The 21,451-nt window shown below is 73.3% G+C and carries 15 protein-coding genes; 9 read left to right on the forward strand and 6 right to left on the reverse strand.

Annotated elements, in window-relative coordinates; all coding sequences use genetic code 11:
* Positions 1-174 precede the first annotated feature (174 nt).
* Positions 175-891, forward strand: coding sequence for a Type 1 glutamine amidotransferase-like domain-containing protein (locus ASF96_RS15445; RefSeq protein WP_055940697.1), 717 nt, complete (start codon positions 175-177; stop codon positions 889-891).
* 106 nt (positions 892-997) lie between these two features.
* Here ASF96_RS15445 and ASF96_RS15450 read toward each other — a convergent pair whose 3' ends face one another.
* Positions 998-4,495, reverse strand: coding sequence for a choice-of-anchor I family protein (locus ASF96_RS15450; RefSeq protein ID WP_055940701.1), 3,498 nt, complete (start codon positions 4,493-4,495; stop codon positions 998-1,000).
* 164 nt (positions 4,496-4,659) lie between these two features.
* Between ASF96_RS15450 and ASF96_RS15455 the strand changes: the two genes are divergently transcribed.
* The 3 genes from ASF96_RS15455 to ASF96_RS15465 all read left to right on the forward strand — a co-directional run bounded on the left by ASF96_RS15455 (position 4,660) and on the right by ASF96_RS15465 (position 7,508).
* Positions 4,660-5,379, forward strand: coding sequence for a VIT1/CCC1 transporter family protein (locus tag ASF96_RS15455; RefSeq protein WP_055940704.1), 720 nt, complete (start codon positions 4,660-4,662; stop codon positions 5,377-5,379).
* Positions 5,380-5,460: 81 nt separating this feature from the next.
* Positions 5,461-6,639 (forward strand): acyl-CoA dehydrogenase family protein, encoded by a 1,179-nt coding sequence (locus ASF96_RS15460; RefSeq protein WP_055940707.1) that lies wholly within the window; start codon positions 5,461-5,463, stop codon positions 6,637-6,639.
* Between the two features lie 80 nt (positions 6,640-6,719).
* Positions 6,720-7,508, forward strand: a complete 789-nt coding sequence (locus tag ASF96_RS15465) for an enoyl-CoA hydratase-related protein (protein WP_055940711.1) — start codon at positions 6,720-6,722, stop codon at positions 7,506-7,508.
* A gap of 88 nt (positions 7,509-7,596) precedes the next feature.
* On the opposite strand, the gene ASF96_RS15470 is transcribed toward ASF96_RS15465, so the two are convergent.
* Entirely contained in the window at positions 7,597-8,124 is a 528-nt protein-coding gene (locus ASF96_RS15470; RefSeq protein ID WP_055832825.1) for a MarR family winged helix-turn-helix transcriptional regulator, read from the reverse strand.
* A gap of 174 nt (positions 8,125-8,298) precedes the next feature.
* Between ASF96_RS15470 and ASF96_RS15475 the strand changes: the two genes are divergently transcribed.
* The 3 genes from ASF96_RS15475 to ASF96_RS15485 are packed head-to-tail and all read left to right on the forward strand — an operon-like array spanning position 8,299 to position 11,864.
* Complete coding sequence (locus tag ASF96_RS15475; RefSeq protein WP_055940714.1) at positions 8,299-9,075, forward strand: electron transfer flavoprotein subunit beta/FixA family protein; 777 nt, start codon at positions 8,299-8,301, stop codon at positions 9,073-9,075.
* Positions 9,075-10,040 carry an electron transfer flavoprotein subunit alpha/FixB family protein gene (locus ASF96_RS15480; protein ID WP_055832827.1) on the forward strand — a complete coding sequence of 322 codons (966 nt, stop codon included), beginning with the start codon at positions 9,075-9,077 and terminating at the stop codon, positions 10,038-10,040. Before ASF96_RS15475 ends, ASF96_RS15480 begins: the two co-directional genes overlap by 1 nt.
* A 27-nt stretch (positions 10,041-10,067) precedes the next feature.
* Entirely contained in the window at positions 10,068-11,864 is a 1,797-nt protein-coding gene (locus tag ASF96_RS15485; protein WP_082509759.1) for a cytochrome b/b6 domain-containing protein, read from the forward strand.
* A 161-nt stretch (positions 11,865-12,025) separates the two neighbouring features.
* On the opposite strand, the gene cofE is transcribed toward ASF96_RS15485, so the two are convergent.
* Both cofE and ASF96_RS15495 read right to left on the reverse strand, forming a co-directional pair.
* Positions 12,026-12,802 carry a coenzyme F420-0:L-glutamate ligase gene (gene cofE, locus ASF96_RS15490; RefSeq protein ID WP_055940715.1) on the reverse strand — a complete coding sequence of 259 codons (777 nt, stop codon included), beginning with the start codon at positions 12,800-12,802 and terminating at the stop codon, positions 12,026-12,028.
* A 1-nt stretch (position 12,803) separates the two neighbouring features.
* Positions 12,804-13,310 carry a GNAT family N-acetyltransferase gene (locus ASF96_RS15495; protein WP_055832830.1) on the reverse strand — a complete coding sequence of 169 codons (507 nt, stop codon included), beginning with the start codon at positions 13,308-13,310 and terminating at the stop codon, positions 12,804-12,806.
* 141 nt (positions 13,311-13,451) lie between these two features.
* On the opposite strand from ASF96_RS15495, the gene ASF96_RS15500 reads away from it, so the two are divergent.
* Positions 13,452-14,012 carry an acyl-CoA thioesterase gene (locus tag ASF96_RS15500; protein ID WP_055940718.1) on the forward strand — a complete coding sequence of 187 codons (561 nt, stop codon included), beginning with the start codon at positions 13,452-13,454 and terminating at the stop codon, positions 14,010-14,012.
* A 41-nt stretch (positions 14,013-14,053) separates the two neighbouring features.
* On the opposite strand, the gene ASF96_RS15505 is transcribed toward ASF96_RS15500, so the two are convergent.
* Positions 14,054-15,031: an acetylxylan esterase gene (locus ASF96_RS15505; protein ID WP_055832832.1), complete on the reverse strand. Its 978-nt coding sequence runs from the start codon at positions 15,029-15,031 to the stop codon at positions 14,054-14,056.
* A gap of 189 nt (positions 15,032-15,220) precedes the next feature.
* Between ASF96_RS15505 and ASF96_RS15510 the strand changes: the two genes are divergently transcribed.
* On the forward strand, positions 15,221-19,042 hold the full coding sequence (locus tag ASF96_RS15510) for a proline dehydrogenase family protein (RefSeq protein WP_055940721.1): 3,822 nt from the start codon (positions 15,221-15,223) through the stop codon (positions 19,040-19,042).
* Positions 19,043-19,196: 154 nt separating this feature from the next.
* Here the strand turns inward: ASF96_RS15510 and ASF96_RS15515 are convergent, their stop codons facing one another.
* Positions 19,197-21,293, reverse strand: a complete 2,097-nt coding sequence (locus tag ASF96_RS15515; protein WP_055940724.1) for an RICIN domain-containing protein — start codon at positions 21,291-21,293, stop codon at positions 19,197-19,199.
* Between the last annotated feature and the right edge of the window lie 158 nt (positions 21,294-21,451).

The following is a 21,451-nucleotide window of genomic DNA, read 5'->3' on the forward strand; positions in this document are numbered from 1 at the left end:
GGCGGCGGCCAGGCGCTGGCGGCGCTGCTGCGGCGGTACTGACGCCCCGGCGTGCACRACGGCGGGGCCGGCTGGCGGCGCGCCGTCGTGGGGGTGGGGTGATCGGCGTGTCGGCTGTGTCGTCCGCGGTTGTGCGCGCTCCGGCGGCGCCTCGGGGCCGCGATACTGGGGCGCATGAGCGTTCACCTTCTCGGCGGCGGGCGCGACGTCGCGCGCTGCGGCGCGCTGTTGCGTCCCTTCGTCGTCGAGGCGCGGGCGCGGGCCGACGACCGCCCTCCCGTGATCGCCGTGCTGCTCGTACTCGAGGCCGACGATGACTCCTCGGTCGCTCGCTTCGCAGCGGTGCTCGAGGCGGCGGGGGCGGCGGCCGCCGAGCTGCGCGTCGCGGCGATCGTCGAGGGTGGGACCTTCGACGCCGAGGTGTCGAGGGCCGATGCGGTGTTCGTGGGCGGGGGCCTCACGCCCGCGTACCTCGACGCTCTCGCGCCGATCCGGGATGCCGTGGCGGGCAGCGTGCGCGACGGCATGCCCTACGCCGGGTTCTCGGCGGGCGCGGCGATCGCGGCGGGACCGGCGCTCGTGGGCGGCTACCGACTGGGCGGAATCGAGGTGGCGTCCGAAGATGCGGGTGAGGAGCTCGACGAACTCGAGATCCGCGACGGCCTCGGCCTGGTGCGGTTCGCCGTCGACGTGCACGCGGCGCAGTGGGGAACCCTGTCGCGTCTCGTGGCCGCGGTCGATGCGGAACTCGTGACGGAGGGCGTGGCGATCGACGAGCACACGGCGCTCATCGTGGATGCCGAAGGCGCGAGCACCGTGTCGGGTTCGGGGCACGTCTGGCACGTCACCGCGGCGTCCCCCGGCGTTCGCGTCGCCCTGCGTTCTGCCTGATGCTCGTCGGCCCGTCGAGGGCCGGCTCGTGGGATCCCCGCGTCGACAAGCCCTGACCAGAACGGCCCCCACCCCGGAGGGTGAGGGCCGTTCCGGCGTCCGTGCGTCAGACCGTGCGTCGCCGCAGGGCGAAGGCCAGGCCGCCGGCCACCACGAGGAATCCGCCGGCGAGGGCGAGTCCCCACGGTGCCTGCGCGCCGGTGTTCGCGAGGTCGCTGCCGGGGCGGTCGCCCGACGGCTGGCCCGGCGCGGGCTGACCGGGTGCCGGCTGACCGGGCGCGGGAGTCGGCTCGGCACCGGGCTGGCCGGGGTCACCGCCGCCCGGGTTCTCGCCCGAGGCGACCATCGCGCGGCCGAGCGGCGCGGGGTCGACCAGCGGCGTCGCGGCGAAGTACGCGAGCGTCGCGTCGAGGTCGATCTGACCGGTGTCGGTGCGGTCGGTGCCGGCCGCGAAGGTCGGGAAGCCGTCGCCGCCGTTCGCGAGGAACGAGTTCGTCACCACGGTGAACGTGTCACCGTCGGCGATCGCCGTACCTTCGTACGCCATCGAGACGACCGAGCCCACGCGGGGGTTCGCGGCATCCTGCGTGTACTCGTAGGTGAAGCCGTCGGACACGCCCAGGTGCAGCTTGGGGCGGTCGCCCTCGGCCTTCCACTGCTCGTTGAGGATGTCGCGGATCTGCGCACCCGTCAGCGTCACCGTCACGAGCGTGTTGGCGAAGGGCTGGACCAAGGCCGCCTCCTTGTAGGTGACCACGCCGTCATCGCCCTTGAGCAGGTCGGCGCGGAGGCCGCCCGGGTTCATCAGGGCGATCTGCGCCTTCGTGCCGGCGAAGGCGGGGTTCTGCGACGTCGCCCAGAGGTACACGTCGGCGACGGAGTTGCCCATCGACGACTCCACGCCGCGGTCGCTGCCCGACGGGGTGCCGCCGCGCAGGATGTCGCCGCTGATCTCGCCGACGGGCTTCGCGCCGATGACGTCGGCCTGCGCGACGTACTCGGCCACGCGCGCCTCGATCGCGGCATCCGGGGCGAACGCGCCCTCGAGGGGGAAGGTCGCGCCGGTGACGGATGCCAGCGAGCCGGTGCGCGTGTCCCAGCTCAGCGAGAGCTGACCCATCGCCTTGCCGTACTCCGACGCCTGGATCACCGGACGCGTGCGGTCGGTTCCGGCCACGGGCAGGTCGCAGGCGTACGTCTGGTGCGTGTGCGCCGAGACGATCGCGTCGATCTCGGGCGAGGCGTTCACGGCCAGGTTGCCGAAGCCGGCCTGGTCGGCCGCGATGGCGGCGCAGTCGTCCGACACCGCGGCGCCCGAGTGGGTGAGCAGCACGATGACGTCGGCGGAGCCCGCGGCCGTGATCTCGTCGGCGACGCGATCGGCGGCCTCGAGCTGGTCGCCGAACTCCAGGTCGGCGACGCCGGCCGGGTCGACCATGGTGGCGGTGTCGGGGGTGACGGTGCCGATGAAGGCCACGCGCACGCCGTCGACGACCTTGATCGCGTACTCGTCGAGCACGGGCTCTTTCGTACCCTTCTTGTAGACGTTCGCGCCGAGCCCGAACTCGCCGCCGCCGTACTCGGGCAGCACCCGGTCGGTCAGGTCGGCGAAGCCGCGGTCGAACTCGTGGTTGCCGACGGCCGAGACGTCGAGGCCGGAGGCGACGAGGGTGTCGATCGTGGGGGAGTCGTCCTGGATGAGCGAGGTGAACGTCGAGGCTCCGATGTTGTCACCGGCCGAGACGAACACGGTGTTCGGGTTGGCGGCCTCGGCGGCCTTCACCGCTCCGGCGATGACCGCGGCGCCGGCCTCGCCCTGGGACCCTGCCTCCAGACGACCGTGGAAGTCGTTGATCGTGAGGATGTCGATGTTCTTCACGTTCGGGTTCTCGACCGCGAACAGCGTCGTCGTCCCCGACACCTCGTTGCCGACGGCGACGAGGGGGCGACCGGTGGGCGAGGCGTCGGCGGGGATGAAGTCGATGCCCTCGGGGCCGAGGTCGCCGGCGTTCGAGAGCAGCGCGCGGTCGGCGGTCTCGTCTCCGGTCAGCTGGTCTTCGACCGACACCGAGAAGTCGCGGTTGTTGACGTATCCGGCGTAGCTCGCGGCGGCGGGGTCGGTGATGTCGTAGGTCATCACGCCGCCCACCCGCTCGAGACCGATGAAGGCGTAGGTGCGTCCGTCGACCTGCCCGATGGCGAGGTTCTCGGGCTCGGGGCCCTTGTCGTCGCTGCGGCCCTCGAGGTTCGACTCGGAGTGGTTCGAGTTGAAGAACTCCGGGTTCGCGTCGTGCGTGATCCGCTCGAAGTCGGAGCCCGAGTCGAACACCTGGGTGCCCTCGGTGGTCCACACCGAGAAGCCGCGGCCGCCGAACGTGTACAGCTCGGAGTAGCAGGTGCCGTCGGCGTTCAGCCCCATGTCGGTGGCGACGTTGAGGCGGCCCAGGTCGGCGTCGCCGAGCGAGCCGGCGAGCGGGCTGTCGGCGCAGACGGGGGCGAGGCCGTCGTCGCCGAGGTCCTTCACCCGGGCGGTGTCGTTGTACGCGCCCCACTCGCGGCCGTCGCCCTCGTTGGCGGTGACGAGGAAGGTCTCACCGTTCGCCTCGTAGGCCTGGATGCCGTCGGGCATGTACATGCCGAACAGGCCGGGGTAGGTCTTCTGCGTATAGGTCGGCGCGTCCTCGGGGTCGCGGTCGCTCGCGTCGAGGGTCTCGACGCCGTAGTCCTTGAACCCGAGGGGGCGGATGCCGGTGACCGAGGCCGACGCCAGGTCGACGGTCGCGACGGCGTTGGCCTCTTGCAGGGCGACGTAGGCGGTGCCGCCGGCGAGGGCGACGTACTCGGGCTCGAGGTTGCGGCTCACGCGGTTCGCGTCGAGCGGGGTGTCGCCCTGATCGGGGGCGGCGACGTCGGGGCCGAAGACGCGGACGGCGGGGTCGAGGGTCATCGACCCGCCCTGCTCGAAGGCTCCGAACCCGGCCGTGCGCACGGCATCCTGGCTCGGGGCCGCCTTCTCGGCGGGCAGGGTGACGATACCGACAGACCCCTCGGGGTCGACCGTGAAGTCGTCGGCGGGCTCGCCCTCGTTGGCGACGACGGCGACCGTGCCGTCGGCCGAGAGGGTGACCATGTCGGGGAGGGCTCCGACGGTGACCTCGCCGAGCACGGTGGGCTCGGCGGCGTCGGCGTCGAAGAACACCAGGCGACCCGGGGCCGTCTTGTCGACGTTCTCGAGGGCGATCACGCCGAGTCCGTCGGCGCGCACGGCGAGCGAGTTGGCGACGCCGGTCCCGGTGATCGAGTACAGCTTGGCGGGAGCGGTCGGGGTGCTGCTGTCGAGCACGTCGACGGCCCCGGCCTGGGCGTTGACGACGAACAGGCGGTTCTTGTACGCGTGCACGATCTCGGCGGCCGACTGGTCGAACACCCCGGTCTCGTAGGTGCCGATCGGGCGCAGGCTCACCGCGCTGTCGGCGGGGGAGTCGCGCACCGGATCGGCGACGATGGCGGCGGACGCCGCGGTGACGCTCGACAGGGCGAGCGCGCACACGGCCGCCGCGGTCGCGGTCAGCGCGACGGTACGGCGAAGGAAGGGCGAAGGCATGGCTGTGTCCTCGGGGCAGGGGTGGCGTGCGGTGGGGCGGCACGGGCACGCCGCGGGGGCGGCGAACGGGGCGAGTCTGCCCGGGGGCGGTGTCCCGCGGGTGAACGCGGGGCGAACGGCGACTCGGCGCTCCCGTCGTGGCCGAGCCGGTCTAGCCTGAGCGCATGACCACGCCGTCCGGTGCCCATCCCGACGAACCGCACCGTCAGGGCCTCGCGCAGCGGCTCAACGGCCTGCGCGCCGGGGTGCTCGGGGCCAACGACGGCATCGTGTCGACCGCGGCCGTCGTCGTGGGCGTGGCCGGGGCGACGAGCGAGGTCGCCCCCGTGCTCGTGGCGGGCATGGCGGCGCTGGTCGGTGGGGCGGTGTCCATGGCGCTCGGCGAGTACGTCTCGGTCTCGAGTCAGCGCGACAGCGAGCACGCGCTCATCGAGAAGGAGCGCCGCGAACTGGCGGAGGCCCCGGATGCCGAGTTCGCCGAGCTCGTGGGACTGTACGAAGCCCGGGGACTGTCGACCGAGACGGCGACGCGGGTGGCGACCGAGCTCACGGCATCCGATGCCCTGAAGGCGCACCTCTCGGTCGAGCTGAACATCGACGCCGACGACGTGGTGAGCCCGTGGACGGCGGCGTTCGCCTCGGCGGTGGCCTTCACGGTTGGGGCGCTGCTGCCGTTGCTGACGATCCTGCTCCTGCCGGTCGAGGTGCGCGTGATCGCGACCTTCGCTGCGGTGCTGCTCGCGCTGGCCGTCACCGGGTACGTCGCCGCCTGGATCGGCGGGGCCCGCCGGGGGCGCGCGGTGGTGCGGATGGTGGTCGGCGGGGCGCTCGCGCTCGGGGCGACGTACCTCGTCGGCTCGCTGTTCGGCGGCCTGGCGGAGTAAGTCGACCCCCCTATCAATTACAAGGACGTCCAGGTAATCTGAGGAAAGCGACGACGCCGTCGCTCCACGAAGGAGAGCCGCATGGACACCACCCCAGCTCCCGCGCTCGCCGCCGCACCCGCGGGCGCGCTGTCGGCAGAAGAGCGCACCGCCATCCTCGACGCCGTCCGCGACTTCGCCGCGACGGAGTTCGCCCCGCACACCCTCGAATGGGATGCCGAGAAGCACTTCCCCCGCGATGTGCTGCGTCGTGCGGGAGAGCTGGGTCTCGGCGGCGTCTACGTCAACGAAGACGTGGGCGGCGCCGGGCTGTCGCGGGCCGACGCCGTGGCGATCTTCGAGGAGCTGGCCTACGGCGACCCGACGGTGACGGCCTACATCACGATCCACAACATGGTCGCGTGGATGATCGACGCCTACGGCGACGAGGCGCAGCGAGCGCAGTGGCTCCCCGGCCTCGTCGCCATGGACGACCTGGGTGCCTACTGCCTCACCGAGCCGGGTGCAGGATCCGATGCCGCGGCGATCACCACCTCGGCCATCCGTCACGGCGACACCTACGTGCTCACGGGCGTCAAGCAGTTCATCTCGGGTGCCGGCGAGGCCTCGGTCTACGTCGTCATGGCTCGCACGGGCGAGCCGGGGGCGCGCGGGATCAGCGCGTTCCTCGTGCCCGCCGACGCCGAGGGCCTCTCGTTCGGCGCGAACGAGAAGAAGATGGGCTGGAACGCCCAGCCCACCCGTCCCGTGATCCTCGACGAGGTGCGCGTGCCGGCCGAGAACCTGCTCGGGGGCGAGGGTCGGGGGTTCTCGATCGCCATGACCGCGCTGAACGGCGGGCGACTCAACATCGCGACCTGCTCGATCGGTGGCGCCCGCTGGGCCCTCGACCGCTCCGTCGCGTACGTGCACGAGCGCTTCACGTTCGGCGAGGCGCTCGCCGAGAAGCAGTCGGTGGTGTTCGCCGTCGCCGACATGGCCACCGAGCTCGAGGCCGCACGGCTGCTCGTACGCGACGCGGCGCGGGCCCTCGACGCGAAGACCCCCGATGCCGCGACCCGCTGCGCGATGGCGAAACGCTTCGCGACCGACGTGGGCTTCCGCGTCGCGAACGAGGCCCTGCAACTGCACGGCGGCTACGGCTATCTGCAGGAGTACGGCATCGAGAAGGTCGTGCGCGACCTGCGCGTGCACCAGATCCTCGAGGGCACCAACGAGATCATGCGTCTGATCGTCGGCCGGAGCGTGCTGGCCGCCTGACGCCAGAGGCTCGCCCGATGTCGGGGGAGCGTGCGAGCATGCCGGTGCGGGGTCGTCCGCGCCGACACGACGGGAGTGACATGACGGAGCAGGATGCCGGGTACGAGACGATCCGAGTCGAGCGGCGAGGTCGCGTGGGATGGATCACGCTCGACCGCCCCGAGGCGCTCAACGCCCTGAACACCCAGACGATGCGCGACGTGGTCGCCGCCGCCGAAACCTTCGACGCCGACACGGGTATCGGCGCGATCGTCGTCACCGGCAGCGAGAAGGCCTTCGCCGCGGGCGCCGACATCAAAGAGATGGAGCAGATGTCGGGACTCGACATGACGCTCACCGACCACTTCGGGGCGTGGAGTCGGTTCGCCGCCGTCCGCACCCCGGTCATCGCCGCGGTGTCGGGGTACGCCCTGGGCGGCGGGTGCGAGCTCGCGCTCATGTGCGACGTGATCCTGGCCTCCGATCGCGCGAGGTTCGGTCAGCCCGAGGTGCAGTTGGGGGTCATTCCGGGCATGGGCGGAACGCAGCGGCTCGTGCGGGCGCTCGGCTACTACAAGGCCGCCGAGCTCGTGCTGACGGGCCGCATGATCGACGCCGCCGAGGCCGAACGCGCGGGACTGGTGTCGCGCGTGGTCCCGGCCGCCGACCTGCTCACCGAGGCCGAGGCGGTCGCGACGGCGATCGCCGAGAAGCCGCTGCCCGCGCTGTACGCGGCGAAGGCCGCCCTCGACGTGGCGATGGAGTCGACCCTCGCCGAGGGGCTGCGCTTCGAGGGACGGGCGTTCGCCGCCCTCTTCGACACCGCCGACCAGAAAGAGGGGATGGCGGCGTTCCGCGAGAAGCGGGCTCCGTCGTTCACCCACCGATGAACGGCGTGGCGCGGCGGGGTCTCGCGGCGGGCGTCCGTCGCGTGCGGCTGCCGCGCGGGACGGCCGCGGCACGGGGCCTCGGCGAGATTCAGAGCGGGTCGGGCACGGGCGCGGGGTCGGCGAAGTCGCCGGCACCCTTGCGGAAGCGCGCGATGATCCGCACCAGCGCCGTCGCGTCGTCGTCGTCGAGCCCCAGGTCGGCGAACACCGCGTTCAGCGCGTCGGTCGCCTCGTCGACGCGCCGCCGACCGGCCTCGGTGAGGGACAGCAGCGCGGCCCGGCCGTCGGTCGGGTGCGGTTCGCGGGTCACGTATCCGTCGCGCGCGAGTCGCTCGACCGTGTTCGTCACGCTCGTCGGATGCACCTGCAGACGCGCGATGGCGCTGGCCATCGGCATCCGTCCCTCGCGGGTGAAGGCGAGCAGCCGCAGCAGCTCGAACCGCGAGAACGACAGGTCGAAGGGCTTCAGCGCCCGGTCGATGGATGCCATCAACAACTGGTGCGCACGGATCACCGAGGTCACGACCGTCATGCCGTCGGCGGCGTCGTCCCACCCGTGCGCCAGCCACTGGCGCTTGGCCTCGGCGATCGGGTCGGCGGGCAGTCGTCGCGTCATCGGTCCTCCTCGCGCTTCACGGTACCCCTCGCGCGCGGCCCGCGCCGGGCGGCGGTGCGCCGCGCGGCGGGTTCCCGCCCCCTCGGCGGGCGCGAGGACCGTGCATTCGGCGCCGCCACTCTCCGACCGCGGCGAGGCCGCGGCATCCGTCCCCCGACCGAAGGAGCCGCGTCGATGAAGATCGTGGTCGCGATCAAGGAAGTACCCGACACCTGGGGGGAGCGTCGTCTCGACCTCGAAACCGGTCTGACCGACCGGGGAGCGTCGGCGCCGGTGCTCGACGAGATCGGTGAACGCGCCGTCGAGGCCGCCCTCGCCTACGCCGACGCGCACGAGGGGACCGAGGTGGTGGTGCTGACGATGGCGCCCGCCTCGGCGACCGCGACCGTGCGCAAGGCCCTCGCGATGGGGGCGACGTCGGCCGTGCACGTGGTCGACGACACCCTGCGCGGCGCCGACCTGCTGCTGACCGCCGAGGTGCTGGCCGCCGCGATCCGACGCACCGGGTTCGACCTCGTCATCGCGGGCAACCTGTCGACCGACGGCGGCGGAGCGGTCGTTCCCGCGATGATCGCCGAGATGCTCGGGGTGCCGCAGCTGACCGCCCTGTCGAGCCTCGACGTATCGGAGGCCGCGGTGGCCGGTGATCGCGTGAGCGACGCGGGGACGATGCGGGTGTCGGCGGCGTTGCCGGCGGTCGTCTCGATCACCGAGGCGCTCCCCGAGGGGCGTTTCACCACGTTCAAGGGCATCATGGCGGCGAAGAAGAAGCCGTACGAGACCCTCGATGCCGGAGCGCTCGGCGTCGAGGCCGAGAACCCCGCCGTGCCGCGCTACATCATGCTCTCGGTCGCCGAACGTCCGCCCCGCACGGCGGGCACGAAGATCGTCGACGAGGGCGATGCGGGCGAGAAGCTCGCCGCGTTCCTCGTGGCCGAGGGCGTGGCGTGATGGGCGCGGCGCTGGTTCTGCTGGAGGTGCTTCCCGGGGGCGCGCTCGCCGCATCGGCGCCGGGGCTGCTGACGGCGGCGGCCGCGGTGGGGGATCCCGTCGCCCTGATCGCCGCCCCCGAGGCGGCGCTCGAGGGCGCCGCCGCCGAGGCGGCCGAGCTCGGGGCCGTGCGCGTGCTCATCGCCGGCACCGACGCCGACGCCCTCACCGTGCCGGTCGTCGATGCGCTGGCGGCGGCGGTGGCGCGCGAAGACGTCGCCCTCGTGCTGGCCTCGAACGCCGTCGAAGCGCGCGATGCCGTCGCGCGACTGGCGGCGCGCATGCGGCTCCCGCTCGCCACCGACATCGTGGGCCTGGGCCGCGACGACCTCGGCGTCGTCGCGCGGCACTCGGCCTTCGGCGGCGGTTTCACCGTCGAGGGAGCCCCGACCTTCGGCCCCCTCGTCGCGACGCTGCGCCCCGGCGCCGTCGACGGGCGCCTCGACGCGCAGCCCCTCGTCGTCGACCGGCTCGAGGTGACGGCATCCGGTGCCCCCGCGGCCCGGATCGAGCGCTTCGCCGAGACCGCCGCCCCCTCGTCGCGCCCCGAACTGCGCGGAGCCGCGGCCGTCGTCGCGGGCGGACGCGGGGTGGGCTCGCGCGAGGACTTCGCTCTCGTCGAGCAGCTCGCCGACGCTCTCGGAGCGGCCGTCGGCGCCTCGCGCGCGGCCGTCGACGCGGGATACGTGCCGGCGGCGGCCCAGGTCGGGCAGACGGGGGTGTCGGTGTCGCCGCGGCTGTACGTCGCCCTCGGAATCTCGGGGGCGATCCAGCACCGCGCGGGCATGCAGACCGCGCGCACGATCGTCGCGATCGACAAAGATCCCGACGCGCCCATCTTCGCCATCGCCGACTTCGGTATCGTCGGAGATCTGTTCACCGTCGTCCCGCAACTCCTCAGCGCGCTCGCCGCGCGCAAGAAGTAGCCCGCGAGAAGTAGCCCCACGAAGTAGATGGCGTCCACACCACCCACCCCGCGTCGCGGGCTGCCGCGCATCCCCGGCGGGGAGCCCTGGCCGCCCGCGGCGTCCGGCGCGCCCGGGCAGGACTCCGCCGACGCGTCGGCGGCACCGCTCGGCACCGGATCGGCCGAGCCGGAGCAGGCCGCGTCGCACCAGCCGGAGTCACAGTCCGACGCCGCGCTCCCGACCGCGCCCCCCGCCACCGGCGGCCCCGCGGTTGCGGATACCGCGCGTGCGAGCACGCCCGAGGTGCGGCGGGGGCTGCCGCGGGAGCCGGGCGGCGAGCCCTGGCCGCCGGCTCTCGCGCCGGCGCCGACCGACATCACGCCCGAGACCGCGGCGGAGCCCACCATCGCCGGAGCGCGTCCGCGCGTGGGCGCCGCGGCGGCCGAGACGGTCCCTCCGTCCGGGTCGACCGGTGCCGGCGACGACACCGTCGCGAAGGCGTCGGGTGAAGCAGCGTCGGGCGAAGCCGCGTCGGGTGACGCCGCGTCGGACGTGCGCCGGGGACTGCCGCGCGAGCCGGGCGGCGAGCCCTGGCCGCCGGCATCCGTGCGCCCGTCGTCCGCGCCGTCGGAGCCATCGCCCGCGGCGGCGGTGCCCGCGGAGCAATCGCGCTCCGGTTCCGTCTCGACGCCGACCCCGCCCGCCGCGGCGGTGCCCGCGGAGCAATCGCGCTCCGATTCCCCCTCGACGCCGACCCCGTCCGCCGACCAGGCGCCCGCGTCCGCTACCGCCGACGCGGCGATGCCGTCTTCGGATGCCGTCACCCCCGCCGCGCCTCGACCGCCGCTGACCGTGCCCCGAACCGTCTGGCCGGGGGCCGCGGCATCCGCACACCGGTCGAAAGGCGTGGAACCGAAACGGCTCGGTCCGTACACGGCGGTGCAGTGGCTCGGATCGGCTGCCGTGCTGGGCGTGTTCGCGCTCGCGCTCGCGGCCATCGTGGTGCTGCTCGCCCGCTTCGTCCTGGCGCTCGAGCCGGGGCGGGAGTTCCTCGCGGCGTTCCCGGGCGAGTACCCGCTGCCCGAGCGGGCGCCCGTCGGTCTGCCGGTGTGGCTGAACTGGTCGCACTTCCTCAACAGCTTCTTCCTGCTGTTCATCATCCGCACCGGCTGGCAGGTGCGGCGCGAGAAGCGCCCCGCGGCGTTCTGGTCACCGCGCAAGAACAAGCGGCGTCGCATCAGCCTGGGCCTGTGGTTCCATCAGGCGGTCGACATCCTGTGGATCGCGAACGGTGTGATCTTCGTGGTGCTGCTGTTCACCACGGGGCAGTGGATGCGCATCGTCCCCACCTCGTGGGAGGTCTTCCCCCACGCGCTGTCGGCGGCCCTGCAGTACGTGTCGCTCGACTGGCCGACCGAGAACGGTTGGGTCAACTACAACAGCCTGCAGCAGCTGTCGTACTTCGCGATCACGTTCGTCGCCGCGCCCCTGGCCATCATCAGCGGTGTGCGACTGTCGGGCGTGTGGCCGAAGGACGCCGAGCGCCTCAACCGGCTCTACCCGGTGGAGTGGGCGCGCAAGATCCACTTCCCGGTGATGCTGTTCTTCGTGGCGTTCATCGTCGTGCACGTCGGCCTCGTGCTGGCCACCGGTGCCCTGCGCAACCTGAACCACATGTACGCCGCCCGCGGGTCCGTCGACCCGGGCGAGTACACCAGCGATCCGACCGGTCTGATGATCTTCGCGGCATCGCTGCTGGTGATGGCCGCCGGATGGGTGGCCGCCCGCCCGCGCGTGCTCGTGCCGATCGCCCGCCTGTTCGGCGACGTCAAGCAGCGCTGATCCGGGGTGGGGTGCCGAGGCCGCACTCGATCGCCCAGGACGTATGTGTTCGTCGACGAACGGGCGCGTCTTCGACGATCAACTGCGGTCTCGCGACGACCGCCCCTCGCCCGTCCCCGCCGCCCGTGCCGGCGCCGCGCGGCGGCCGCGCGGGCGGGCGGTCAGACCGCCGTCGCTCGACCCGCGGCGAAGCCCTCGGCGTAGGCCTCGTCGGCGCCCTGGCGGAACATGTCACGCGCCGGGTCGCGCACGATCGAGCGGGCGCCGGGCAGGTCGAGGTCGCCGACCAGGTCGGCGCGACCCCGCACGACGGCCACGGGGCGGCGGGCGGCCTTGCCCTTGACCAGGTCGGTGGCGGCGGCGAGTTCGTCGGCGACGCACGGCAGGGTCACCACGAGCGGGCGGCCCTCGGCATCGGTGGTTCCGCGGAGATCCTCGAAGACGTGGATGCCACCCGCCCCGATCGCGTGGTCGGTTTGACCCTCGCGCCACGCGCGGCCGAGCGTGTCGGTGATGATCACGCCGACGTGGGCGCCGGTGGCGGTGCGCAGCCCGGTCGCCAGCGCCCGCGCCGAGGCGTCGGGGTCGACCGGCAGCAGCAGCACCGTGCCCTCGGGGGTGTTGCTCGCATCGACGCCGGCTGCGGCCGACACGATGCCCAGCGGGTTCTCGACGATGCGCGTCACGTGTCCCGCCGGCGAGGTGCGCGAGGCCACCAGACGCACGGTCTCGCGCGTGATCGCGTCTTCGCGATCCGACGCGTGGATGATGCGGCCCTCGGCCTTCGACACGATCTTGCTGGTGACCACGACGATGTCGCCGTCGCGCAGGGCCGTCTCGTCGCCGGGTGTCGCTGTCACGGCATCGAGGATCACCCCGACGAGGTCGTCGCCAGGGGTGATCTCACGGATGCCGTCGAGGGCCCAGATCTGCAACACGTCAGCGGACGAAGCGCACCTCGGTGAGCTCCTCACCGAGGAACGGCTGCACCTGCGAAGCGCCGTCGAGCGAGAACCCGTTGCGGGCGTAGAAACGGTGCGCGCGCGGGTTGTCGTCGGCGACCCACAGGTACACGCCTTCGCCGTCGCCGATCGCGGCGTCGAAGAGCTGCTGGCCGATCCCGGTGCCATGGAAGGCGTCGAGCAGGTAGATGAAGTACAGCTCGCGCTCGCGCGGGGCGTCGTCGTCGCGGGCGGGACCCGAGCCGACGAAGCCGACGATCTCGCCGTCGACGAGGGCGGCGTGCATGCGGTAGTCGTCACCCTGCGAAGCCCAGTGGGTCCAGAGCTCGGCCATGCGGCGGGGGGAGACCGCTTCGAGGGCGGCGGTGCTGATCAGGTGATCGTAGGTCTCGTGCCAGCAGGTGGCGTGCACGCGGCCCAGGGCCTCGGCATCCACGTCTCGCACCGGACGGACGACGATGTCGGTTCGGGATTCCGCAGTCATGGCGCGACTCTACGCGGGGGCTCGGCGCGCGGGAAATCGGGCGAGGACGCGCCGCGGATGCCGGAGGGGCACGCCGCGCGTGCTGTGGTGAATCGACAAAGCAATCGCCGGTTCGTCGTCGAATCGCTACGCTCGCCCCTCGTGAACGTCCTCTGGCGCACCCTTCTCGTGCTCGTCCGTGCCCGCCGTCGCCTGCGGCGTGAGGGACCCCTCGATCCGAACACGGTGACGCGGCTGCGCATCCGCGTGCTGCCCACCGACATCGACCTGCTGCGGCACCTGAACAACGGTCGGTACCTTTCGCTGTTCGACCTCGGACGGTGGGACCTGCTGACCCGCGCGGGCCTCGTCTCGGCGATGACCGCGCAGGGCTGGTACGCCGTGGTGGCGGCCGAGACGATCACGTTCCGCCGCTCGCTCGAGCTCTGGCAGCGCTTCGACCTCGAGACGCGTCTGATCGGCCATGACGACCGCGCGGTCTACCTCGAGCACCGCGCGCTCGTGAAGGGCGAGATCTACGCGCGCGCGATCATCCGCGCCCGCATCCTGCGACGCACCGGCGGAACGGTGCCGCACGACGAGCTCTTCGCCGCGGTCGGCCGGCCCGAGGGGCTGCCCGACATCGAGGAGTGGGTGCACGAGTGGGCCGACGGCTCATCGCTGCCGTCGACGAAGCGCCCGGCGCCCAGCGTCTGGGAGTGACGTCAAGGCCGGTTCCGCGGCCCGACCCGACCCGGCCTGGCTCAGCGCGCGAAGCGCACGTCGAGCCAGGCGACCTGCCGCATCCAGTGGCGGTACCCGCCGCCCTCGTGCCCGTTGTACGGGTACACCTCGATCGCCGCGTCCTCCGATGCCAGGGCGTGGAACGCCGCAAACACGCCCGAGGGCAGCACGACGTCGTCCATCAACGCGACCGAGAAGAGCGCCGGCGCCGTGATGCGCCGGGCGAGGATGGCGCCATCGACGTACGACAGGGTCTCGAGCACGCGGGCGGCGTCGTCGCGATGCACCGAGAGGAACCTCGTGATCTCGGTGAAGGGGGCCGACGGCGTGCGCACGATCGCGTTCGGGAAGTCGCACAGGAACGGCACGTCGGGAAGCACCGCGGCCACGGCGTCGCCGGCGAGGGCCGCGGCGGCGATCGAGAGTCCGCCGCCCTGGCTCACTCCGGTCACCGCGATGCGTGAGGCGTCGACCCCCGGCATCCGCCCGACCTCGTCGACGAGACGCACGGCGTCGGTGCAGAGGCGGCGGTAGTAGTAGTCGCGGGGATCGCGGATGCCGCGGGTCATCACGCCCGGGAAAGCGGCGGCCGAGCCGTGGGGATCGGGGGTCTCGCCCACGCTCCAGGCCGATCCCTGGCCGCGGGTGTCCATGATGACGTGGACGTACCCGGCGGCGGCCCAGTTCGTGCGCTCACCGGGGAGGCCGCGGCCTCCGCCGTAGCCGATGTACTCGATGACGGCGGGCAGCACCTCGTCGCCGTGCGGGCGCACCACCCAGCCGCGGATCTCGTCGCCGCCGAAGCCGGTGAACGTCAGGTCGTGCACGCTCAGGGCGCGCACGGGGCCGTCGACCGGGGTCAGGACCGTGGGGCCGGCGGCCTCGCGGGCCGCGGCGAGAGTCTCGCCCCAGAACGCGTCGAGGTCGGCGGGTGCGGTGAGCGCCGGGCGGTACTCGCGCAGCAGCTCGAGCGGCAGGTCGGTGAAGGTCTGAGCCATGCGTGGTCTTTCGTCGGTGAAGGGGTGACCCGACAGTAGCGAACCGACGGCGCCTCGCCCCGCGCCGCGACCGGCCGCGTAACGAACCGTGCGCCGCGACCGGCGCGCCGCGACCCGCGCTCCGCGCCGATCCGCGGGTTGCGCGGCGGGCCGTCGGGATGCCACGCGCGCGATCCCTAGGCTGGCCGCATGAGCACGAAAGACCCGCGCGCCACCGGTTTTGCGCTCTCCTCCGACGTTCCCGCCCGGGCAGCCGCGCGCGCGGCGACCTTCGTGCCGCGCCACCCCGCTCCCGCCGCACCGACCCGCCGTGGCGAGATGCCGCTCGACGCCGAGGCCGCGGAGTTCACCGCCGCGGTGGCCGACGGCGTGCTGCGCCCCGAGAGCACGACGGCCGCGGCCGCGGCGCTGCACCGCCTCGCCGAAGACGTGCCCGCGACCCTGCCCTGGTTCGTGCGGGGAGCGATCCAGCTGGGCGGGGCGGTGGCGCCCGTGCTGCCCACGCCCGCCGTTCCCCTCGCCCGCCGCGCGCTGCGCGATCTGCTCGCGGGCCTCGCGCTCGATGCCCGCCCCGAACGCCTCGGTGCCGGCATCGGCGCCCTCCGTACCCCCGACGCCGCGGTCGACGTGCGGCTCGTCGGCCCCGCCGTGCTCGGCGAGGCCTCGGCGCGGCGCCGACTCGACGGCATCCGGGCACTCGCCGCCCGCGACGACGTCGAACGGCTCTCGCTCGCGGTCGCCGACGCGGTGGCGGGGCTCTCGCCCTGGGCGTTCGACGCCGACGTCGAGCACGCCGCCGAGCGACTCCTGCCGCTGTACCTCGATGCCGCGGCGACCGGCACCCGCCTGACGCTCGTCGTCGAGGGCCGAGACGACCTCGACCTCACCGTCGCCGTACTGACCCGCGTGCTCGAAGAGCCCCGCCTGCGGGATCTCACGGCGGGGATCGCGCTGCCGGTCGCCGTCGTGGAGAGCCTCGACGCGGTGCGCGAGCTGGCCGCGTGGGCGCGCGTGCGCGTCGCCGACGGCGGTGCCCGCCTCACGGTGCGGCTGAGCGATGCGCCCTCGCAGAGCCCGGATGCCGTGACCGCGGCCCGACATGGATGGGCCGCCCCCGCGGCGACCGGACGCGACGATATCGACGCCCTCGCCGTGCGGGCGCTCCGCGACGCGGTGAGTGCGCGCGGCCGCGAGGGTCTCACCGTCGAGTTCGCGACCGCCGATCCCGAACGCGCCGCCCTGGTGCTCGCCGTCGCCGCGAGCGCGGGGGCCGAGCCGACCCTGGTGCTGCCCGCCTCGGCGTCGTGGTTCCCCGACGCCGCACACGTCGTCGCGGCCGCGGCCGTGCACCCCGACGACCTCGACGCGGTCGCTGCCCGCCTGGCCTCGGCATACGCGCGCGTCGTGGCGAGCGCTCCCGCGCTGCCTGTGACGGCGCCCGCCGCCCCGCGCCCCGCCGCGGGAGCGGAGCGCGCCGAAGACCCCGACGACGCGGGCGATGCCGACGCGCCGGATTCGTCCGCCGAGCGGGACCCTTCCGACGGAGCCGACACGGCCCCCCTCGACGACGTGTCACGGCCCGACGCGGTCGCGCCCGAGACCGCGTCGGTGGCGGCCCGCGCACGTCGCGCCCTCGCCGCCGCCGACGCTCCGGCACCCGCGGGGCGCGCACCGCACCGCGACCTCGCGCCCGACCCCGCGATCCTGCGCGAGCGCGCCGACGACGACGCCGCCGAGCCCGGACTCACCCAGGCCGTGCTCGGTATCGCGCGGGAGGCCGCGGCATCCGGAGACACCTCGGCCCTCGGCCCCGACGTGCAGCAGATGCTCTTCGGCGGGCAGGCGTTCGTCGACACCGCCGTCTTCTCGGCGCGCGAGAGCGCCGAGCTCGCGGGCGGCGCGCCCGGTTTCCGCAACGTCGCCGACACCGACCCCACCGTGCCCGACGACCGTGCCTGGGCGCTCGCCGCCCTCGGTCGTGCCGACGGGTCGACCGCCGGAGACGCCACCGCCGCGGCGGGACGCATCGACGACGAACCCGGCCTCGACGCCGTGATCGAGCGCGTGCGCACGGCCGCCGCGCCCTGGGGAGCGCTCGCGGCGGCGGACCGCTCCGCCGTGCTGCTGTCGGCGGCGCGCGCGCTCGAGGAACGCCGCGCCGAGCTCATCGAGGTGCTGGCGTCGGAGGGCGGGGCCCTCGTCGCCGAGGCCGATGTCGAGGTGAGCCAGGCGGTCGACGCGGCCGGGTACTACGCCTCGACGGTGAAGGAACTCGACCGGGTGCCGGGAGCGGTGTTCGTCCCCGATCGGGTCACCGTCGTCGCCCCGCGGTGGAACGCCCCCGTGGGGCTCTGCGCCGCCGAGACGCTCGCCGCGCTGGCCGCCGGCTCCGGGGTGCTGCTCACCCCGTCACCACGGGCGCGTCGCAGCGGCGCCGTCGTGGCCGAGGCCCTGTGGGCAGCCGGTGTTCCGCGCGACCTGCTGGCGTTCGTCGACCTCAACGAAGACGCCTCGGGGCGCGCGCTGATCGTGCACCCCGGTGTCGACCGCGTGCTGCTGGCCGGTGCCCGCTCGACCGCCGAGCGCTTCGCCGCGTGGCGCCCGGCCCTGCCGGTGCAGGCGTTCACCGCCGGATGCAACGCCGTGATCGTCGCGCCGTCGGCCGATCTCGACGAGGCCGTCGCCGACATCGTGGGCAGCGCCTTCGCGCGCGCTGGTCAAGCGGCCACCGCCGCCTCGCTCGTGATCCTCGTGGGCGCCGTGGCCCGTTCGTCGCGCTTCACCGACCAGCTGAAGGATGCCGTCTCGTCGCTGCGCGTCGGGCCGGCGGTCGATCCGTTGTCCGACGTCGGCCCGCTCGTCGAAGAGCCCACGGGCGAGGTGCGCCGCGCGCTGACCGTGCTCGGCGACGGCGAACGGTGGCTGGTGCAGCCGCGCGAACTCGACCTCGGACCCGAGACGGCCGGACGCTTCTGGACGCCGGGCGTGCGCACCGGTGTCACCGCCGGGTCGCACCTCACCCGTGCCGCGATCGCGGCCCCGGTGCTCGGCATCCTGCACGCGCCGACCGTCACCCGCGCGATCGAGATGCAGAACGCGATCGGCTCGGGCTTCATTGCCGGGCTTCACACCCGCGACGCGGCCGACCTCGAACTCTGGCTCGACACGGCCGAGGCGGCCGTGCTGCGGGTGAACCGTCCGACCTCGGGCGCCGTCGTGCAGCGCGAGCCCCTCGGCGGCTGGGGTGAAGCGGCGGTCGGCACCGGCGCGATGTCGGGCGGACCGCACCGCCTCGTGACGCTGGGATCGTGGCGTCCGTCTTCGGGCGGGGCTGCGTCGTCGACCCTGCACCTGCGCGGGCTCGACAGTCGCATCACCGGACTCATCGAAGCGGCCCAGCCGACCCTGTCGTACGAGGCCTTCGACTGGCTGCGGCGCGGAGCGCTCTCGGACGCCGTCGCCTGGGACCGCGAGTTCGGTCGCGTGAAGGACGTCTCGCGCCTCGGCGTTGAGCGCAACCTCTGGCGGTACCGCCCGGCCGACGTCGCCATCCGCGCCACCGCCGATGCCGCGTGGCAGGCGGTGCTGCGCGTGCTCGTCGCGGCGGTGCGCTCGGGGTCGACGTTCACCCTCAGCTCGCCCGTCGGCCTTCCCGCGGCGGTGCGCCACCTGCTCAGCGAGAGCAACGTCGCCGTCTCGGTCGAGAGCGACGCGGAGTGGTTGCAGCGGTTGGCGGGGGGCACCCCGGAGGCCGCCGAGACCGAGGCCACCGACCTGATCGCCGCCCCGCGGCTCGCCCGTGTGCGACTCGTCGGTCCCGCCGCGACCGTGTCGACGCTGCGGGCGGCCGTCGCCGAGACCGTCGCGGGCGACGTGTCGCTGACGGTCTACGCCGACGAGGTGACCACGGCCGGGCGCCTGGAGCTGCTGCCGTTCCTGCGCGAGCAGTCGGTGTCGATCGGCGCGTTCCGCTTCGGCCGGCGCGACGCGTGGAGCGCCGAGGTCATCTGAGGCCAACGGCGCAACCGAGCGCCGAGACCGCACTCGTTCGTAGAGGACGCAGCCGATCGGGGCCATGGCATGCGGCTTCGGCGATCCGGTGCGGCCTCGGCGGCGCGGGGAGCCCGCCCGGCGCCGCCGAGGCCGCACCGGGCGGGCTCGGGTCCTACTGGATGCCCTCGCGCACGAGCCGCCACTGCTGGCACGTGAGACCGTTGGCGGTCCATTGCTGCGCGGCGGCGCCGTCGGCGGTCGAGCAGCCGTCGATCTCGAGCAGCTTGCCGCTGTTCGCGTTGGTGAAGGTCCACCAGCCGCCGCTCGTCGCGGCGTTCCAGTTCTGCGTCGCGTTGCCCGTGGGACCCCACTGCGCGGCGTCGACGCCGTCAGCGGTCGCGGCTCCCGGGATCTCGAGCAGCTTGCCGCTGTTGAGGTTCACCAGCTGCGTCGTCGCTCCGGTGGGGCGAAGCGTCCACCTCTGTGTCGCGTTCTCCGTCAGGCCCCACTGCCCCACAGCAGCGCCGTCGGCGAGGGAGGCCGATCCGACCTCGAGGAGCTTCCCGCTGTTGCGGTTGACGACCTGGAATTGCGGGTCGAGTGTGCTCGAGCGCCACACGTGCAGCGTGTCGATCTCGGCGAAGCCCGTGCCCTTGGTGAACCGGATGGTGTTGACGCCCGAGGTCAGGGTGACCGTCTTCTGCGCCCAGGCGTAGCGGCCCCAGTCGACGGTCGCCGGGTAGGAGATCGCCGAACTGGTCCCGCCGTTGACGCTGACACCGTGGGTGGACGTGCTGCCGCTGCCGTTGTCGTACCGGACGTTCAGCGTGTACTGACCCGCGGCCGGGGCGCGGACGGTGAACTGCACCGAGCTCCCGGCGTTGTTGATGTTGCCAACCTTCAGACCGTTCGACGCCTGCACGTGCGCGACCACCGTGGCGTCCGTGATCGTCGCCTTCTCCGCCTCGTACTGCTGGGCATCCACCGGGATCGATCCGACGCGGATGTCGTTGAGTCCGGTGGCGGTGTTCTCGACGTTGGTCGCCTGGTAGAGCGTGCGCCCGTCGGTGCCGACGTCGAGACCCTGCGCGAAGCCGCTGAAGTTCCCGCCCTGCGTGTCGCTCGCGTCGTACGTCACGGGCATCGGGAGGCGCTCCCAGGCGCCGGCGCCCAGGTTGTAGTTGACGTAGAGGTTCTGGCCGCCGTCGATGGCCCCCGACGAGGTCAGCGACCACTTGGATGCCACGATGACCATGCCCTTCGGGCCCCCGCCCGGCACCCACTTCACGTACGGCGAGGAGCCGATCCCGCGCCCGTCGGCGAGACGGATGGGGGTGCCGATGCTGGTCGTGTCGCCCCAGTTCAGCCCGTCGGCGGACGTCTTGAAGTAGACCGGCGCGGTGTTCTGCGACTGGCTCGGGCGATTCACGACCTCGAAGGTGGCGATGTAGCGCCCGTCGGGGAGCTTGGCGACCGTGATCATTCCCGGGCGGTCGCTCTGGTTCGGCGGTGCCGAAACGTTCGACAGCGCGCCCCACGTCTGCCCGCCGTCGGTGGAGCGGCGGTACGACACGGCCTGGAGGACGCCGGATGCCTTCTGCCGCTCGTCGGAGTAGTACGCCACGAGACCGCCCCCGCCGTCGACCGCGAAGGAGGGCTCCCAGACGGTGGTCGTCGTGGAGGAGGGGCTGGGGTCGTACACCGCGGGGCCGCCGGAGTCGATGGTGCTGAGGAACGACCAGGTGGCGCCTCGATCCGCGCTCTTGTAGACGACGAGCCGGCTGCTCGAGCGGTCCTCGGGCATGATCATGCCGGTCAGCAGGAGCGTGCCCGCGGGGAGCGAGCCCGAAGCCTGCGGGAGCTCGTAGAGGAACGGCTGCGCCGTGCGCGTGTATCCGGGGAAGGTGCTGCTGGGGTCGACGTCGGCGATCTTCGTCCACGACGACCCGTCGTCAGCGCTGCGATAGATGGGATAGACCTGTCGCCCGTTCTGGAGGACGAGCTTGTCGAAGGTGACGAGCTGCGTGCCGTTGTTCGACCCGTTGTTCTTCAGGACGACGATCTTCGCGTACGTCGTGCCGGCGGGAGTGCCGCCCTCGGGGTTGAACGACGACCCCGCCGGGGGCGAATAGACCACCGAGCCGTTGCCGGTCGTCGCCGCTGAGGCGGGGGCCGAGGCGGCGATCCCGCCGACGGCCAGGACCGCGGCGGTCAGTGCCGCGGCGAGAAGGCGCGATCGTCGTCGCGCGAGGGAAGAAGGGTGTGGCATGTTCTGTGCTCCTCTGGGTGGAGGCGGCTGCCGGTGCGCGCCCGCGTCGGCGCAGCGACCCGCTCGGTGCGAATGGAGTCTCGACCGCGCTACTACAACGTTGTAGAGACGGCACGACCGTAAACGGCCGCGAGCTTCGTCGTCAAGGCATTCTTGTG

This window comes from Microbacterium sp. Leaf179 (genome assembly GCF_001423785.1).
In the GTDB taxonomy this organism is placed as follows: Bacteria; Actinomycetota; Actinomycetes; order Actinomycetales; family Microbacteriaceae; genus Microbacterium.